Origin of the sequence: Enterobacter chinensis, assembly GCF_034008295.1 — a bacterium.
Lineage (GTDB): Bacteria > Pseudomonadota > Gammaproteobacteria > Enterobacterales > Enterobacteriaceae > Enterobacter > Enterobacter chinensis.
Map to the genome: position 1 here is coordinate 105,120 of NZ_JARDVI010000004.1, position 16,545 is coordinate 121,664.

Here is a 16,545-nt window from a genome sequence, read left to right on the forward strand (position 1 = left end):
GCGACATGTCACGTCTGTTATCACGCTGGCAACAGCCGAACGGAGAGGGACGCACGCAGTCCATCACGCCGGAACGCGCCGGCTGGGGGTATGTCGGCTTTGAGGCGTATGAGCTGCAGGAGGGGCAGCAGCTGACGCTGCCCGCCGTCAGCGAAGAGCGCTGCCTGGTGCTGGTGGCCGGACGCGCCTCCATCAGCACGCCTTCCGCGCAGTTTAACGATATTGGCGAGCGGATGAGCCCGTTCGAGCGCATCAAGCCGTGGGCGGTTTACGTCACCCCGCAGGAGACGGTCCAGGTGAAGGCGCTGACGAAGCTGGAGCTGGCGGTCTGCGCCGCTCCCGGCAAAGGCACATATCCGACGCGGCTGATTGCCCCGCAGGACATCGACGGCGAAGCGCGCGGCAAGGGGCACAACCAGCGCTACGTGCACAACATTCTGCCGGAAGGAAAACCCGCCGACAGCCTGCTGGTGGTGGAAGTCTGGACCAGTGAGGGGTGTACCAGCTCGTACCCGAGCCATAAGCACGACACGGATAATCCGCCGCAGGAGACGTACCTGGAGGAGACCTACTACCATCGCCTCAACCCGGAGCAGGGGTTCTGCATGCAGCGCGTTTACACCGACGACAGAACGATGGATGAGTGCATGGCGGTCTACAACCGTGATGTGGTCATGGTGCCGAAGGGCTACCATCCGGTGGCGACGATGGCCGGGTATGACAGCTATTACCTCAACGTGATGGCCGGTCCGGTGCGCAAATGGATGTTCACCTGGGAAGAGGACCACGCGTGGATTAATCGCGATTATCCCGCAGAGCGCGGTGGCTAGCGCGGGTTAGCCACCAGAACACCAGCGCCAGCAGGCTGACCGAGGCGCCAAGCAGGCAGACGCCCGGCCAGCCGGCAAAGGCATACATCATCGTCGTGCCGAGCGCGCCGAGCCCGCTGCCGACGGCATAAAACAGCATATAAAGCCCGACCAGTCGGCTGTGCGCCTCGGGACGGGTGCGAAAAATCATGCTCTGGTTGGTGACGTGCAGCGCCTGTCCTCCCAAATCGAGCAGTATGATGCCGATAAGCAGGATCCCGAGTGAGCGGTCCATCAGCGACAAGGGCCACCATGCCAACAGCAGGATCACCAGCGCCGCCGCGCTGGTGCGTTGGGCATAGCCCCGATCGGCCCAGCGTCCTGCTCGGCCAGCCGCCAGCGCACCCACCGCGCCTGCCAGTCCAAACGCGCCAATTGCGGTGTGCGAGAAGCTAAAGGGCGGGGCGCTCAGCGGCAGCACCAGCGCGCTCCAGAAAATGTTAAACGACGCAAACATCAGCAGCGCCAGCACGCCGCGTATCTGCAGCACTTTTTCCTGTCGCAACAGCGCAAGCATCGAGCCAATCAGGCGCGGGTAGCTCATTGTGGCAGTGACGGCGGGCAGGATGGGGAGCCTCCACCACAGCGGTAACGCAATGATGAGCATCAGCGCGGCGGCACACAGATAAACCCCGCGCCAGCCGGCGATGTCGCTGATGCCGCCAGCAAAGACGCGCGCGAGCAGCAGCCCCATGAACACGCCGCCCTGCGCCGCGCCGACAACGCGGCCTTGTTCATGCGGCGATGCGGCGCTGGCGGCATAGGCGATCAGCCCCTGCGTCATTGCCGTACCCAGCATGCCGGTCGCAAGCATACCTGTGAGTAGGGCTAAGGAGGTCTGTGCCATGCTGACGGAAATCAGCGCAACCACCAGCGCTACCAGCTGTATTGCCATCAGTCGCCGACGATCAACTTTGTCACCCAGAGGAACCACAAGCAAAAGAGCAAGCGCGCAGCCAATTTGCGTCGCGGTCACCACGCCACCCACAGCCGCATGGCTGATACCGAAATCGCTCGCCAGCGCGTCAAGCAAAGGCTGCGCGTAATAGACGTTTGCCACGCTTAAGCCGCTGGCGGTGGCGAACAGCCAGACCATGCCGCGCGGCATGTCGGCTGAAAGAGGGGCTGATGTCAGTGACATGTTTAACATTCCTCGCCTGAGTTAACCTGGTTTTAAAATGAAACTGGTTGAATGCTAGGCTATGTAGTTTTAAAATGCAACTGGTTGTGGACTGGCCTTTGCGAGGAAAATACGAGATGTCCCAAAAGACGGTTAAAGAGGAATATTGTCCCGTTGCCCGCAGCGTCGAGGCGATCGGGGATCGCTGGTCGCTGCTTATCGTGCGTAATGCGTTTGACGGCATGACGCGCTTCGGGGATTTTCAGCGAAGCCTCGGGGTAGCGCGCAACATCCTTTCTGACCGGCTGCGCAAGCTGGTTGATGCGGACATCCTGACGTTACAGGGAGCATCAGACGGTACGGCGTATCAGGAATATGTCCTGACCGATAAAGGTGAGAGTCTTTTCCCCGTGGTCGTGGCGCTGCGTCAGTGGGGAGAACAGCATCTGTTTGCGCAGGGCGAGCGCCACTCGCTGCTGGTCGACAGGCGGACGGGCAAGCCGGTTCCCTTTATGGTGCCAGCAGCGCAGGACGGCACTGCGCTGCTGCCTGGGGATACGGAAGTGCAGAAAGTCAAATGAGCCGCCGCGGTCGTTAATGGCTCCTGACCGCCTGTTCAATCGTGCGGGCAATAGCCTCCGGCTGGCTCACCATCGGCACGTGGCTTGCTGCCACCTCCGTGGTTTTCGCGCGGATCGTCTTCGCCATCGCGCGTTCAAGCGCGGGGTTAATCATCCTGTCATTCTCACTCACCACATACCAGCTCGGCTTAGTGTGCCACGCTGCGCGAGTAATCTTTTCGCCAAACGCATCGCCCTTTATTGGCCCCTGTGTGGCCGCAATAGTCTGTTGTTCACCCGGTTTCACATCCGGCGCGAAATCCTTCCTGACGGCGTCCGTCGGCAGGTATAAATAGCCGTCCGCCGTTTTGGCGATGTCCGCGCTGCCCGGCGGGGCGGGGAAGCTTCCTGCCAGATCCGCCGTCGACTGACCGGCGTCCGGCGCGAACGCCGCCACATACACCAGCGATTTGACCCGCGCATCGTTACCCGCTTCGCTAATCACGGTACCGCCCCAGGAGTGGCCTACCAGCACCACGTTGCCCTGGGCGCGGGCGATGGCCCGTTTTGTGGCCGCGACGTCATCGTTCAGTGAGGTGAGCGGCAGCTGCACGGCAATGACCTCTGTGTGCTGTTTCTGCAACAGGGTAATCACCTTATTCCAGCTGCTGCCGTCGGCAAACGCGCCGTGCACCAGCACGACGCTGGTTTTACTCTCCGCAAAGGCGCTGGCCGAGGCCAGGGCAAGTAGGGGGAACAGCAAATAATGTTGAATCATCGGTCTCTCTCCTCATCGGTTCTGAATGGCAACAGGGAAAGAAAACCATTTTTATGTATCGGAGATATTTGCCGGAGGAGGCGTTTTGTACCCGTTTGTCAGCGTGGACTGCTTGATACAGTGCGATACAGTTTGCCTGCCGGGACGGCGCACGATGGCTATCGCCAGCCCGGCAATCACCAGCGTCAGCCCCGTTGACACCCACATTGCGCCAGCGATCCCCAGCGTTTTGTTGAACCACGCATAGGCAAACGGTGAGGCTGCCGCCATAAGCTGGCCGGGGATAAGCAGCATGCCCGTACGGCGGGCATAGCTTTCCGCGCTAAACAGCTCCAGCGGCAGGGTGGCTTTCACGATGGTAACCAGCCCGTTGATGGCGCCATAGCCCAGCACAAACCCGGCCGCGCACCAGACAAACAGGGCGCTGCTTATCCCCAGAAGAAAACAGAGCGGCATGGCGAGAGCGGTAAAAAGCGTTAATGCGAAGGGGGTTAAGCGGGCACCCGCCAGTACCTCCAGGGCGCGGGCGCCCGTCTGGCCGATTCCCCACAGCATGCCGATGGCGACCGGCAGGCCGAAGCTTTCAATAAACTCCGGCAGATGAGTGGACGTGCCGTTAGAGACAAAGGTGATGAGGGCAATGAAGGCGGCATAAAGCCAGCCGTTACGCCGTTCGTTGTTGAGAGGCGGCGCGGTAACTTTTGTCGTCACCGTCAGCCGCTGCCGGGGAAGCGTGCGTATCAGCACCGCGCTCAGCAGGCCAAAGAGGGCATAGACGCGTAGCGCATCCTGCCAGCCCATGATGTGAAGCAGGCTATCGCCCAGCGGCCAGAAGACGGCGGAGGCCAGCCCGCCCGCCAGCGTGACCCGTGAAATTGTTCTTCGCGCCTGCTGTCCGTAGAGGTTCACCAGCGCGGCGAACAGCGCATCGTACAGCGACAGGCGCATCCCGACGCCGGTGACCAGCCAGGCGCAGTACCAGCCAAAAAACGTCTGGGTATACGCCATCCCCGCGCAGCTTATGGCGATCAGCAACGTGCCGCTCATCACCACCTTCTGGCCGCCAAAGCGCGCGAGCAGACGGGCGACAAAAGGGGAGACCGCCGCCATCACCAGCATCGCCAGCGTCAGGCCGAGGTAAATCTGCGGTGATGACCATCCCCGGTCGGCTGAAATGGCCTGCGCAAAAGTGCCGGGCATATAAAACGAGATCCCCCAGTTGATGAGTTGATTACATCCCGCCGTGAGGGCGAGTCGGCGAGGCAGGGCAGGTGTTTCCATTGTTTTCATTCCGCTATGCAGTTGTCCTGAGCATAACTCGCGCGGTATTGTGCTGGCAGGGCAGCAACCTTATGCGCGGTATAAGAGAAACTTTGAATGACGACGCTTAATCTGGGCTATCTCGCCACGTTCCGTCTGGCGATCCAGCGCGGCAGCTTTTCAGCGGCAGCGGATCTGCTCGGCATTTCCCAGCCCGCCGTCAGCCTGCAAATACGCCAGCTGGAGCAATTTCTGCAAACGCGGCTGGTGGAGCGTACCGGGCGTGGCATTAAGGCGACGGATGCCGGGCAGGCTTTGCTGGCCCATGGGGAGCGTATTCAGCAGGCGGTGGATGACGCCATCCGCTCCGTGAGCGCGTTCAGCCACGACGTGAGCGGCACCATTACGCTTGGCACGGGGGCAACGGCCTGTATCCATCTTTTGCCGCCGCTGCTGGAACAGCTACGCCGCGACTTTCCGCTCCTGAGCGTGGGGGTGACGACGGGTAACACCCTCGACATCGTCAGGGCCATCGAAGAAAACCGTCTCGATATGGGGCTGGTGACGCTACCGGTGAGTAGCAGAGCGCTGGAGGTGATGCCGGTGATGGACGAGGAGTTTGTCTTTATCGCGTCGCGGGAGCAGCAGGATGCTTTCAGGGATTTCACCCCACAGGCACTGCACGCTCAGCCGCTGATTGCCTTTGAATCCGGCAGCGGTACCCGGGCGCTGATCGACGGCTGGTTTGCAGGCAGTGGATTAACGATCGCGCCGGTGATGCAGCTTGGCAGCATAGAGGCGATCAAACGCATGGTTCGTGCGGGGCTGGGCTACAGCATTGTGCCGCGAATGGCGGTCAAAGAGGATGCCGATCGCGAAGGGCTGTGCGTGAAGTCGCTGACGCCCGTGCTGCAGCGGCGGCTGGCCGTGGTGATGCGGCAGGATAAAATCCTCAGCAAAGGGATAGCAGGCATTATTCGGATACTGCAAAACCCTCCGGCGGCCTAGCGGTCAGCGGTGTCGACGGTCAGGCTGGATTGCTGTGACTGGGTTTTGTCCTGATGGTGATACCAGGCGCCAATCGAAGAGTAAACGAAGCGGCCAAAGAAAAACAGGAAGCTGATGAGCAGTATGATGCGGGTCATTCGGGTGTTAAATCGATGTCGTTTGCGCATACGCGTGACCTGACTCACTCTGTTTTTCCTGGGTAAGCCCTTTTGGGCGATAAGGATATTAAGGCACAGCGGGAAGATGGGGTCAATTCTGGAGTGTGTAAATAACCGTCAATGTTTACATTGGTTAATGTTATTGAAATTAATTAATGCATTTACCATATTGATAATATGAAGAAAAATATTTCAAAAAAAACACCACAAAAAGTTATTTGCGTAAATTAGTTTGATTTAAGTCAACGGATTCCCGGCCCTGATATTTAAAATCCTTCCTCCACACTGTTCGCCCCGCTCGTGGCCGGGTGACGCGTACGTCAGGTTGGATGCCTGTCTTTATTTTCCCTCTGGAGCGATAGGGGTTTAACCGGGCATCTATGAATATTCTCGCTTTCCTGAAAAACAATGAAAACCGCTGGTGGGCATTGCCGCTTATTTTACCTGTGGTTTTACTTCCCGCGCTGAGCGTCGCCAATACGTTCACGCAGTTGGGCGACGGCATTGTGGCACTCTATTATTTGCCCCTCTCATTTTTGCTTGCGCTGATGATGTTCTTTGGCCTGGGAGCCCTTCCCGGGATCGCGCTGTCGCTGTTTATCCGCTATTACCCGTCGGTCGGGATGTTTGAAACTGTCGCCGGTATGCTCCATTTTATCATTCCTTTAGTGCTCAGCTGGGGGGGGTACCGGGTGTTTGCGCCCCGACGGAATATGACGGCTTACGGCGACGTCCGGCTGATGGCGCAGCGCATCTTCTGGCAGGTCTTCTGCCCCGCGACGCTGTTTCTGGTGTTGTTTCAGTTTGCGGTCTATCTGGGCGTGTATGAGAGCCGCCAGAGCCTGGCGGGATTAAACCCTCTCAATATTCGCACGCTTATTAACTATCAGGCACTGCTGGTCAGCGGGCTGACGGGCGTGCCGTTGAGCTATCTGCTGATCCGCCTGATTCGTCATCCGCGTTATGTCAAAAGCCTTGTCTCGCAGATCCGTTCCCAGATAGATAAAAAGGTGACAGTCGCTGAGTTTTTACTATGGGCTGTTGCGCTTGGCGGGCTGCTTTCACTGCTGCTGCTCCCGATGAACGAAAACAGCTCCATTTTCACCACCAACTACACCCTGTCATTGCTGATGCCGGTGATGCTCTGGGGCGCGATGCGTTTTGGCTATAAGCTGGTATCGCTGATCTGGACACCGGTGCTGCTGGTGTCTATTCACTATTTTTACCACTATATCCCGGCTAACCAGGGGTATGACATCCAGCTGGCGATCACCTCTTCCAGTTACCTGGTCTTCTCGTTTGTGGTGATTTATATGTCGATGATGGCGACTCGCCAGCGCGCCGTGAATAAACGCTCCCGCAGGCTGGCGCTGCTCGACCCGGTCGTACATATGCCTAACCTGCGGGCATTGTCGCGCGATCTGGCAAAGAACCCGTGGTCGGCGCTCTGCCTGCTGCGCATTCCGGAACTGGAAATTCTGGGTCGAAATTACGGTGTGTTGCTGCGTATTTTGTACAAACAGCAGCTGGCGCAGTGGGTTAATGGCACGCTCCAGCCCAATGAGCAGGTGTATCACCTGACCGGATATGACCTGGCGGTGCGGCTCAACGCGGAATCTCACCAGCAGCGGATTGAAGCCCTGGACGAGCATATCAAACAGTTCCGCTTTGTCTGGGATGGCATGCCGCTGCAGCCGCAGGTTGGCGTGAGCTACTGCTATGTACGTTCCCCGGTTAACCATCTCTATCTGGTCCTGGGGGAACTGGGGGTAGTTGCCGATATGTCGCTCTCCTCCAACCATCCGGAAAATCTTCAGCAGCGTGGTGCGGTCCATTTGCAGCGTAGCCTGAAGGATAAAGTCGCGATGATGAGCCGCCTGCAAAAGACGCTCGATAACAACGAATTCACCCTGCTGGCGCAGCCCGTTCGCGGCCTGCGTGGCGATCGCTATCACGAAGTCTTGTTGCGGATGCCGGATGTCAACGGGTTATTGATCTCCCCCGATCAGTTCTTGCCCGTTGCGCAGGAGTTTGGTCTGTCGTCGCGGGTGGATTTGTGGGTGCTGGAGCACACCCTGCGCTTTCTGGCCGCGCATCGCGAAAGGCTGCCCGGTCAGCGTTTTGCCATTAATCTGGCCCCTTCAACCGTTTGTCGGGTGCAGTTCCCGCTCGAGGTGAGTCGCCTGCTGGCGAAATACGCCATCGAGCCGTGGCAGCTGATTTTTGAGGTGACGGAGTGCAGCACTTTCGGCAGCGGGGAGCAGGCGCTACACATCCTCCAGCAGCTGCAGAAAATGGGGGTACGCATTGCGATTGATGATTTCGGTACCGGGTATGCGAGCTATGCACGGCTGAAAAGCGTGGATGCGGACATTCTCAAGATCGACGGCAGCTTTATCCGCAATATCGTCAACAACAGCCTGGATTACCAGATAGTGGCCTCTATCTGCCATCTGGCGCGCATGAAGAAAATGCTGGTGGTCGCAGAGTATGTTGAGACCGAAGAGATACGTAGCGCGGTTAACGCGCTAGGTATTGATTATGTGCAGGGCTATTTGATTGGCAGGCCGGTACCGCTTGAGTCACTGCTGGAAGCTGAGGCGTCCTCCTCGGACGCCTGAGGCGTTACGCGGCGACGTCGGCACTCTCTTCTTCGATTTTGAGCAGCCAGCCGGTGACCGCTTCCCAGTACTGCTGCTCTTTTTCCAGGTCCAGCAGGACCAGCGCGTTCTGGCTAAACCAGTCGTGCGGGAAGCTTAGCGTCCAGTGATGATCGTCGGTTTTCAGCTTCAGCGTTGGCGGCGTGGTGGTTGCCTGACGCTGGTTATTGAGCAGCACGCCCAGACGCAGCAGCTGAATCAGCGGCAGGAACTGCTTCTTCTTGAACAGCGTGAAGCGCGGCAGATCGTCAAGCTTGATGGCTTTACGGTGATAGCGCACCAGGGTCGCCATCATGGTTTGCTGCTCCTGGTTGAAGCCAGGCAGATCGCTGTTTTGCAGAATATATGCCGAATGGCGGTGCATCCCGCTGTGGTTGATGTTTAGTCCCACTTCGTGCAGCATCGCTGCCCATTTCAGCAGGGCGGCAAGCTGCGGGTGCGCCAGCTTAGGGTTCTGCTCCTGCCATTGATCGTACATCTGAACGGTCGTTTCCAGAACTCGCTTCGCCTGTTCCCGATCGATGTTGTACTGGTTTGCCAGGCTTTGCGCGGTGCGGCTGCGGATATCCTGATGGCGGAAGCGGCCTTCCATCTCATACAGCACACCTTCACGCAGCGCGCCGTCAGAAAGACGCAGCTCTTTAATGGCCAGCGCATCAAACACGCCGCAGAGGATAGCCAGCCCCGGCACGAAGACCGCTTTGCGCTCGTCGGAAAGGCCCGGCAGGCTTAAGGCGTCGAAGCTTTTATTTTTCAGCACCTCTTCGGTAAGCAGTGTCAGGCGTTCGGGCGTGATAAACCCGTCTTTTTCACCCATCGCCAGCAGCACTTCATGCGCCGCTTTGATGGTGCCTGACGCGCCCAGCGCTACGTTCCAGCCCTGAATACGGTACTGCCAGGCCAGGTTTTCCAGCTTCTGGACAGCCGCCATACGCGCGCGCTGGAAATTTTCACGGGTGATGGTGCCGCCCGGGAAATACATCTGCGCGAAGCTGACGCAGCCCATACGGCGGCTTTCCACCAGACGAGGCTCAAAGTCTTCGCCGATCACCAGCTCCGTAGAGCCGCCGCCGATATCGATAACCAGCTTGCGACCTTTTTCCGGTTGAGTGTGCTCAACGCCCATGAAAATCAGACGCGCCTCCTCGTTACCGGAGATGATCTCAATCGGGTAGGGGATCACTTTTTCGGCCCGCTTGAGGAATTCTGGCGCGTTCAGCGCCTGGCGCAGGGTGTGGGTGCCCACGATGCACACGCTGGAGGGCGAGAAGCCCTGCAGGCGTTCAGCAAACAGCGACAGGCAGTTTAACCCACGCTCCATCGCCTCTTCGCTAAGCATGCTGCGTTCATCAAGACCATCCGCCAGGTGTACGCGCTGCTTCAGACGACCGATGATCTGCAGCGCGCCATCCACCTCACGGGCGATGACCATGTGGAAACTGTTAGAGCCAAGATCGACCGCGGCGAATTCCTGCGGACGTGGGGTCTTATCATTTATCGGCATAGGTTAATCGGGTTGCTCGAGTGATTTGATATAGTCGTAAATCGCCAGTTGCGACCGCACTTTACGACGGTTGCCGCGCGGTACGTAGCGGTTACTGAGTTCTTTGTCGATATAGCGTGCTTTCACGGTATCGCTGAACAGAATCTCGATGATGTCGAGGATCTGCTGCTTCAGGCGTGGATCCAGCAGCGGCGTCGCGACTTCAATTCGGTAGTCAATATTGCGCGTCATCCAGTCTGCAGAAGAGAGATAGACCTGTTTATCACCCGCATTATCAAAAATATAGACCCGATCGTGTTCCAGATAACGGTCAACAATGCTGATCACCCGAATATTGTCGCTGATGCCTTCCAGTTCAGGGATCAGGGAGCACATGCCGCGGATCAGCAGGTTAACCGGCACGCCGGAACTGGACGCCGCGTACAGCCTGTCCACCAGACCTTTGTCGACCAGGTTGTTGAGCTTCAGCGTGATGCCTGACGACAGCCCTTTCTGGGCATTGGCGATCTCTTTGTCGATCATATCGTACAGCAGACGGCGCGAGTTCTGCGGCGACACCAGCAGATAATCGAAGCTCACCGGACGGTACGGGTTCTCAATAAAGTTAAACACCCGGCGCACCTCGTTCGTGATGCGGGCATCGGCGGTCAGCAGCGAGTAGTCGGTATAAATTCGCGCGGTTTTCTCGTTAAAGTTTCCGGTACCGATGTGGGCATAACGCACCACCTCATCGCCCTCTTTACGCGAGATCAGGAACAGCTTGGCGTGAATTTTCAGTCCTGGCGCGGAGAAGATGACGTGTACGCCCGCTTCCGTCAGACGGCGCGCCCAGTGAATGTTCGCCTCTTCGTCGAAGCGCGCCTGCAGCTCAACCACCACGGTGACTTTTTTGGCGTTGTGCGCCGCATGGATCATCGCGTCGATGATGCGGGAATCTTTTGCCACGCGGTAGATGTTGATTTTGATCGCCAGGACGTTCGGGTCGAAAGAGGCCTGACGCAGCAGTTCCAGCACGTGCTCGAACGTGTGATACGGATAGTAGAGCAGGACATCGCGTTCGCGAATGGCGTCGAACCCGTTGCGGAATTTATCAAACCACAAATGGCGCAGACGCGGCAGCGGCTTGTTCACCAGATTGGCTTTGCCGACGTTCGGGAAGCCAATAAAGTCTTTAAAGTTGTGGTAACGGCCACCCGGCACGATGGAGTCATAGCGCGAAATGGTCAGTTTCTCGCGCAGCATTTCCACCATGGCGTCTGGCATATCGCGCTGATAAACAAAGCGCACCGGTTCGGCCGTCAGACGCTGTTTAAGGCTGGATGACATCAGCTCCATCAGGCTGGCTTCCATCTCGTGCACCAGGTCATATTCGGCGTCACGGGTCATCTTCATCGAGTAGGCGTTTAACGCATCGTAATCGAAGAAGCCTTTGAAGATGTCGTCCAGGCAATAGCGCAGGATGTTATCCAGCAGGATCATCGGCTTGCGTCTGCGCGGGGTTTCCGGCGGCAGGTTCACAAAGCGTGGCACCTTGTCGGACGGGATCTCCAGCAGCGCGTAACGGATAGATTCACCGCGAATGATCTCCACCGCCAGGTAGGTGTAGTCATCTTTCAGGAACTGCACCAGATCGGTTTCGCGGTTGATCAGAATCGGGGTAATGTGCTGGCGCAGATAGTGTTTGAAGTAGTGCCGCAGCCAGTTTTGCTGGTTAACGGAAAGCTGGCGTTCGTTAATCAGGAAGATTTGATTACGCGCCATCTCCAGCAGGAGTTCGTTATACAGGCCGTCAAATTCCTGATCGGCTTTCAGCACGCGGGCCTGTATTTTGCCCAGCAGATGACGCGAGTGAGAGTTTAAGCCCTGTTCTTCGCTAATGATGATGCGTCTTTTCAGCTCGGCAAAGCGAACCTTATAGAACTCATCCAGGTTGTTGGAATAAATGCCCAAAAAACGCATGCGCTCGATCAGCGGGTTACTTTTGTCAGCCGCTTCCTGGAGTACACGTTCGTTGAATGCTAACCAGCTTAGCTCTTTCTCGATATATAACTTTTCCTGACCCATTACAGCTCACACTCCAGTTCAATCACAGGACGTGGTAAATCCGTCTCGTCCTTATTATGGCGAGCATTTCCACGATATGTCCAACAGTGCCAGAAAAGTATGACAGTTATTTTTTTTGTTGGGGATTTTAGAAGGTTGGAGAAGGGAATATCGGGTAATGCGATGTACAGGTCGGGTAAGCGCAGCAGCGCTACCCGACATAACCAACTACTCTTCCGCCGCATAACCCTGCGGGGGGAGCTTAACGCCATCCAGCCATGCTGCGCCGTCGCGCATCGCCAGACGCCCGTCAACAAACCAGCTGACCACCAGCGGGTAAATGGCATGCTCCTGGGTCTGCACGCGTTCGGTCACGTCTTCTTCGTTGTCGTCGTCAAAGACTGGAACTTTCGCCTGCAGGATCACCGGACCGCCGTCCAGTTCGTCAGTAACGAAATGCACGGAGGTGCCATGCTCTTCATCGCCGTTTTCCAGAACCTGACGATGGGTGTGCAGGCCGGGATATTTCGGCAGAAGCGAAGGGTGAATATTCAGCAGACGTCCGGCGTAATGCGCGACAAAAGCCGGGCTCAGAATTCGCATATACCCCGCCAGCACCACGACGTCAGGGGCGTAGGCATCAATCTCCTGAACCAGCTCACGGTCAAAGGCTTCACGACCGGCGAACTGGCTGGCTTCCAGCGCGTGCGCGGGAATGTTCGCTTCCCGGGCGCGCTCAAGGCCGAACGCATCGGCCTTGTTGCTGAATACTGCCCGAATGGTGCCGTTGATTTTCTTCTGTTTGCAGGCGTCGATTATCGCCTGCAAATTGCTTCCGTTGCCGGAAATGAGCACCACGATGTTTTTCATTCAATGACCACACGCTGTTCGGAATCGGAAGCTTTAATCGTACCGATTTTCCACGCGTTTTCACCTTTCTCTGTCAGCAGTTTAACCGCTTTATCCGCTTCACTTGCCGGCAGGGCGATAACCATACCCACGCCACAGTTAAAGGTGCGATACATTTCGTGAGAGCTCACATTGCCTGCGGTCTGCAGCCAGTTGAACACGGCTGGCCACTGCCATGACGATTCGTCGATCACCGCCTGCGTGTTGTCTGGCAGCACGCGCGGAATGTTTTCCCAGAAGCCGCCGCCGGTCAGGTGAGCGATAGCGTGAACGTCGATGTTCTCGATAAGTTCAAGCACGTTTTTCACGTAGATGCGGGTCGGCGCCAGCAGATGGTCCGCCAGTGGTTTACCTTCAAGCTCGGTGGTCTGTGGGTCGCAACCGCTCACCTCAAGGATTTTACGCACCAGAGAGTAGCCGTTTGAGTGCGGGCCGCTGGAGGCCAGCGCGATCAGCACATCGCCATCGGCCACTTTGCTGCCGTCGATAATTTCTGATTTTTCTACCACGCCGACGCAGAAGCCTGCGACGTCGTAATCTTCGCCGTGATACATGCCTGGCATTTCCGCGGTTTCGCCACCGACCAGCGCACAGCCTGACTGTAAGCAGCCTTCAGCGATACCGTTAATCACGCTGGCTGCGGTATCCACGTCCAGTTTGCCGGTCGCGTAGTAGTCGAGGAAGAACAGCGGCTCTGCACCCTGAACCACCAGGTCGTTTACGCACATCGCGACCAGATCGATACCGATCGTGTCGTGACGTTTTAAATCCATCGCCAGGCGCAGTTTTGTGCCTACACCATCAGTACCCGAGACCAGAACAGGTTCACGATATTTTTGCGGCAGCGCGCACAGTGCGCCGAATCCACCCAGACCACCCATCACTTCCGGGCGGCGGGTTTTTTTCACCACACCTTTGATTCGGTCAACCAGCGCATTACCTGCGTCAATATCAACACCGGCATCTTTGTAGCTGAGAGAAGTTTTGTTGGTCACGGCTTAAATCCCCACGCGATTGCATAGCTAGTAAGAAAAATCGGCGCAATTCTAACAGTCCAGGCAAACGTTTGCGAGCCTATTCTCGGCAAGAGGATTTTTTTTTCTGTTGCGTCTCGGACGGCGTGCAAACTTGACTCCGTTCACGAAAATGAAACCGGTTTCGGCGATCCGCTTGCAAGCGGTTTGCGGAATGAACATCATAAACTGAAACCGGTTTCAGTTTCATTCAGGAGGGATGAACGCATGAACATCGCCGCATTTGATATTGGTGGCACCGCATTAAAAATGGGTATCGCGACAGGGCAGGGAGCGCTGCTGCAGAGGGATAAGGCCCCTATTAAAAACAGCGACGGCGAGGCCATCCTTTCGCAGATGCTGGGCTGGGTGGCGGCGCATCCCGGGCTTGCGGGGATCGCCGTCAGCGCGCCGGGGTATGTGAATCCGCATACCGGGTTTATCGACATGGGCGGGGCGATTCGCCGCTTCGACCAGTTCGCGATGAAAGCCTGGCTTGAGGCGCAGACGGGGTTACCGGTCACTGTAGAGAATGATGCTAACTGCGTTCTGCTGGCGGAGCGCTGGCAGGGCAAGGCGACGGATATCGACAACTTTCTGGTGCTGACTATCGGCACCGGGATCGGCGGGGCGATTTTCTGCAATGGCAGGCTGGTTCACGGGGCACGTTTTCGCGCCGGGGAGTTTGGCTACATGCTCACGGAAAGGGCGGACTCAAGACGCGTTGCCCGCCACTCCATGAATGAAAACTGCACGTTACGCACCCTTCGCAAGCGTTACAGCGATTTTTACGGGCTGGCGCTTGATGACGTGACCGGCGAAGCCATTTTTGACGGTTATGACGCAGGCGACGCCGTGTGCCGCCGCCTGGTGGATGATTTTCTTAACGGCATTGCGACAGGGCTCTACAACCTGGCGAATGTTTTCGATCCGCAGACCATATTCATTGGCGGCGGAATTGCGGAGCGGCCCGGGTTTATGGATTTGCTCCGCACCCATCTCTCGTGGTTTGGCATCGCGGATATCGCCGATGTTGCCAGCCACGGCAACCGCGCCGGGTTAATTGGCGCGGTTTACCACTTCAGACAGCAGTATCCGTCAGCAATCCGCAACATCGAATGAGGGAAAGAGTATGTCAGGATTTAAAGCAGGTTTTCTGTGGGGCGGCGCGGTTGCCGCGCATCAGCTGGAAGGCGGCTGGAAAGAGGGCGGCAAAGGGGTGAGCGTCGCCGACGTCATGACCGCCGGCGCGCATGGCGTACCGCGTGAAATCACCAACGGCGTGCTGCCAGGGAAAAACTACCCGAACCACGAAGCCATCGATTTCTACCATCGCTATAAAGAAGACATCAAACTCTTTGCCGAGATGGGGTTCAAATGCTTCCGTACTTCTATCGCCTGGACGCGTATTTTCCCGAAAGGGGACGAGCTGGAGCCTAACGAGGCTGGCCTGAAATTCTATGACGATCTGTTCGACGAATGTCTGAAATACGGCATTGAACCGGTTATCACGCTTTCTCACTTCGAGATGCCTTTCCATCTGGTCACGGAGTACGGTGGATGGCGCAACCGTAAGCTGATCGACTTCTTCGTTCGCTTCGCACAAGTCGTTTTCCAGCGCTACCAGCATAAAGTGAAGTACTGGATGACCTTCAACGAGATCAACAACCAGGCCAACTTCCACGAAGACTTTGCGCCGTTCACCAATTCCGGGCTGAAGTATGAGCCGGGTGAAGACCGTGAGCCGGTGATGTTCCAGGCCGCGCACTATGAACTGGTGGCCAGCGCCCTGGCGGTGAAGGCGGGGCGCGAGATTAATCCGTCGCTGCACATCGGCTGCATGATTGCCATGTGCCCTATCTATCCGCTGACCTGCGCGCCGGACGATATGATGATGGCGATGAACGCCATGCACCGTCGTTACTGGTTCACCGACGTTCACGTGCGCGGCAAGTATCCGCAGCATCTGCTCAACTACTTTGAGCGTCGCGGTTTCGCGCTGGATATCACCGAAGAAGATAAAGCGGCGCTGACGCAGGGCTGCGTGGATTACATCGGGTTCAGCTATTACATGTCTTTCGCCACCAAAGCGACGGCGGATAACCCGCAGCTGGATTACGACGAGAGCAAGAGCCTGGTCTCTAACCCGTACGTGCAGAAATCCGACTGGGGCTGGCAGATTGACCCGGTAGGGCTGCGCTACTCCCTGAACTGGTTCTGGGATCACTACCAGCTGCCGCTGTTCATCGTTGAGAATGGCTTTGGCGCTATTGACGTCCAGGAGAGCGACGGCACGGTGGACGACCAGTACCGCATTGACTACCTGGCCGCACACATCCGCGAGATGAAAAAAGCGGTAGTGGAAGATGGCGTTGACCTGATGGGGTATACCCCGTGGGGCTGTATCGACCTCGTTTCTGCCGGCACGGGCGAAATGAAAAAGCGCTACGGATTTATCTTTGTCGATAAAGATAATGAAGGTAACGGCACGCTGAACCGCAGCAAGAAGAAGTCGTTCGACTGGTATAAGCAGGCGATCGCGAGTAACGGCGATAACCTGTAATTGTCGGGTGGCGCTAACGCTTACCCGACCTACACTACACGTAGGCCCGCGTAAGCGTAGCGCCACCGGGCAGAACCCGCACCCAAGCCGGAGTCTCGCC

The 16,545-nt window shown here is 57.2% G+C and carries 14 protein-coding genes; 6 read left to right on the forward strand and 8 right to left on the reverse strand.

Annotated elements, in window-relative coordinates; all coding sequences use genetic code 11:
- The first annotated feature begins 5 nt into the window (after nucleotides 1–5).
- Complete coding sequence (gene iolB / locus PYW49_RS13195) at nucleotides 6–830, forward strand: 5-deoxy-glucuronate isomerase (protein ID WP_320386662.1); 825 nt, start codon at nucleotides 6–8, stop codon at nucleotides 828–830.
- Here the strand turns inward: iolB and PYW49_RS13200 are convergent.
- Nucleotides 796–2,010 (reverse strand): MFS transporter, encoded by a 1,215-nt coding sequence (locus PYW49_RS13200; protein WP_320386663.1) that lies wholly within the window; start codon nucleotides 2,008–2,010, stop codon nucleotides 796–798. The genes iolB and PYW49_RS13200 overlap by 35 nt on opposite strands.
- A 116-nt stretch (nucleotides 2,011–2,126) precedes the next feature.
- On the opposite strand from PYW49_RS13200, the gene PYW49_RS13205 reads away from it, so the two are divergent.
- Nucleotides 2,127–2,570 (forward strand): winged helix-turn-helix transcriptional regulator, encoded by a 444-nt coding sequence (locus PYW49_RS13205; protein ID WP_320386664.1) that lies wholly within the window; start codon nucleotides 2,127–2,129, stop codon nucleotides 2,568–2,570.
- A 13-nt stretch (nucleotides 2,571–2,583) separates the two neighbouring features.
- Here the strand turns inward: PYW49_RS13205 and PYW49_RS13210 are convergent, their stop codons facing one another.
- Both PYW49_RS13210 and PYW49_RS13215 read right to left on the reverse strand, forming a co-directional pair.
- On the reverse strand, nucleotides 2,584–3,327 hold the full coding sequence (locus PYW49_RS13210) for an alpha/beta fold hydrolase (RefSeq protein WP_320386665.1): 744 nt from the start codon (nucleotides 3,325–3,327) through the stop codon (nucleotides 2,584–2,586).
- Between the two features lie 51 nt (nucleotides 3,328–3,378).
- Nucleotides 3,379–4,608: an MFS transporter gene (locus tag PYW49_RS13215; protein ID WP_320386666.1), complete on the reverse strand. Its 1,230-nt coding sequence runs from the start codon at nucleotides 4,606–4,608 to the stop codon at nucleotides 3,379–3,381.
- A 96-nt stretch (nucleotides 4,609–4,704) separates the two neighbouring features.
- Here PYW49_RS13215 and PYW49_RS13220 point away from each other — a divergent pair, with 96 nt between their 5' ends.
- Nucleotides 4,705–5,595, forward strand: a complete 891-nt coding sequence (locus tag PYW49_RS13220) for a LysR family transcriptional regulator (protein WP_320386667.1) — start codon at nucleotides 4,705–4,707, stop codon at nucleotides 5,593–5,595.
- Here PYW49_RS13220 and PYW49_RS13225 read toward each other — a convergent pair.
- Nucleotides 5,592–5,780 carry a YfgG family protein gene (locus PYW49_RS13225; RefSeq protein ID WP_021241815.1) on the reverse strand — a complete coding sequence of 63 codons (189 nt, stop codon included), beginning with the start codon at nucleotides 5,778–5,780 and terminating at the stop codon, nucleotides 5,592–5,594. The genes PYW49_RS13220 and PYW49_RS13225 overlap by 4 nt on opposite strands.
- 353 nt (nucleotides 5,781–6,133) lie before the next feature.
- On the opposite strand from PYW49_RS13225, the gene PYW49_RS13230 reads away from it, so the two are divergent.
- Nucleotides 6,134–8,374, forward strand: a complete 2,241-nt coding sequence (locus PYW49_RS13230; RefSeq protein WP_320386668.1) for a sensor domain-containing phosphodiesterase — start codon at nucleotides 6,134–6,136, stop codon at nucleotides 8,372–8,374.
- A 4-nt stretch (nucleotides 8,375–8,378) separates the two neighbouring features.
- Here the strand turns inward: PYW49_RS13230 and ppx are convergent, their stop codons facing one another.
- The 4 genes from ppx to purM all read right to left on the reverse strand — a co-directional run bounded on the left by ppx (nucleotide 8,379) and on the right by purM (nucleotide 13,864).
- Nucleotides 8,379–9,917, reverse strand: coding sequence for an exopolyphosphatase (ppx, locus tag PYW49_RS13235; RefSeq protein ID WP_134347662.1), 1,539 nt, complete (start codon nucleotides 9,915–9,917; stop codon nucleotides 8,379–8,381).
- A gap of 3 nt (nucleotides 9,918–9,920) precedes the next feature.
- The gene (gene ppk1 / locus PYW49_RS13240) at nucleotides 9,921–11,981 is read right to left on the reverse strand and encodes a polyphosphate kinase 1 (RefSeq protein WP_134347663.1); all 2,061 of its coding nucleotides are present in this window, start codon (nucleotides 11,979–11,981) and stop codon (nucleotides 9,921–9,923) included.
- A 207-nt stretch (nucleotides 11,982–12,188) separates the two neighbouring features.
- Nucleotides 12,189–12,830 (reverse strand): phosphoribosylglycinamide formyltransferase, encoded by a 642-nt coding sequence (purN, locus tag PYW49_RS13245; RefSeq protein ID WP_320386669.1) that lies wholly within the window; start codon nucleotides 12,828–12,830, stop codon nucleotides 12,189–12,191.
- Complete coding sequence (purM, locus tag PYW49_RS13250; protein WP_320386670.1) at nucleotides 12,827–13,864, reverse strand: phosphoribosylformylglycinamidine cyclo-ligase; 1,038 nt, start codon at nucleotides 13,862–13,864, stop codon at nucleotides 12,827–12,829. The genes purN and purM overlap by 4 nt, the downstream gene beginning before the upstream one ends.
- A gap of 246 nt (nucleotides 13,865–14,110) precedes the next feature.
- On the opposite strand from purM, the gene bglK reads away from it, so the two are divergent.
- Together bglK and PYW49_RS13260 are read left to right on the forward strand one after the other, a co-directional pair.
- Nucleotides 14,111–15,004 carry a beta-glucoside kinase BglK gene (gene bglK / locus PYW49_RS13255; protein WP_320386672.1) on the forward strand — a complete coding sequence of 298 codons (894 nt, stop codon included), beginning with the start codon at nucleotides 14,111–14,113 and terminating at the stop codon, nucleotides 15,002–15,004.
- Nucleotides 15,005–15,014: 10 nt separating this feature from the next.
- Nucleotides 15,015–16,445 carry a 6-phospho-beta-glucosidase gene (locus PYW49_RS13260; RefSeq protein WP_320386673.1) on the forward strand — a complete coding sequence of 477 codons (1,431 nt, stop codon included), beginning with the start codon at nucleotides 15,015–15,017 and terminating at the stop codon, nucleotides 16,443–16,445.
- Nucleotides 16,446–16,545: the final 100 nt, after the last annotated feature.

Coding starts and splice junctions, on each gene's coding strand:
- iolB (WP_320386662.1), top strand. CDS start 6: ATGTCACGTCTGTTATCACGCTGGCAACAGCCGAACGGAGAGGGACGC.
- PYW49_RS13215 (WP_320386666.1), bottom strand. CDS start 4,608: ATGGAAACACCTGCCCTGCCTCGCCGACTCGCCCTCACGGCGGGATGT.
- bglK (WP_320386672.1), top strand. CDS start 14,111: ATGAACATCGCCGCATTTGATATTGGTGGCACCGCATTAAAAATGGGT.
- PYW49_RS13200 (WP_320386663.1), bottom strand. CDS start 2,010: ATGTCACTGACATCAGCCCCTCTTTCAGCCGACATGCCGCGCGGCATG.
- PYW49_RS13220 (WP_320386667.1), top strand. CDS start 4,705: ATGACGACGCTTAATCTGGGCTATCTCGCCACGTTCCGTCTGGCGATC.
- ppk1 (WP_134347663.1), bottom strand. CDS start 11,981: ATGGGTCAGGAAAAGTTATATATCGAGAAAGAGCTAAGCTGGTTAGCA.
- PYW49_RS13260 (WP_320386673.1), top strand. CDS start 15,015: ATGTCAGGATTTAAAGCAGGTTTTCTGTGGGGCGGCGCGGTTGCCGCG.
- PYW49_RS13210 (WP_320386665.1), bottom strand. CDS start 3,327: ATGATTCAACATTATTTGCTGTTCCCCCTACTTGCCCTGGCCTCGGCC.
- ppx (WP_134347662.1), bottom strand. CDS start 9,917: ATGCCGATAAATGATAAGACCCCACGTCCGCAGGAATTCGCCGCGGTC.
- purN (WP_320386669.1), bottom strand. CDS start 12,830: ATGAAAAACATCGTGGTGCTCATTTCCGGCAACGGAAGCAATTTGCAG.
- PYW49_RS13230 (WP_320386668.1), top strand. CDS start 6,134: ATGAATATTCTCGCTTTCCTGAAAAACAATGAAAACCGCTGGTGGGCA.
- PYW49_RS13205 (WP_320386664.1), top strand. CDS start 2,127: ATGTCCCAAAAGACGGTTAAAGAGGAATATTGTCCCGTTGCCCGCAGC.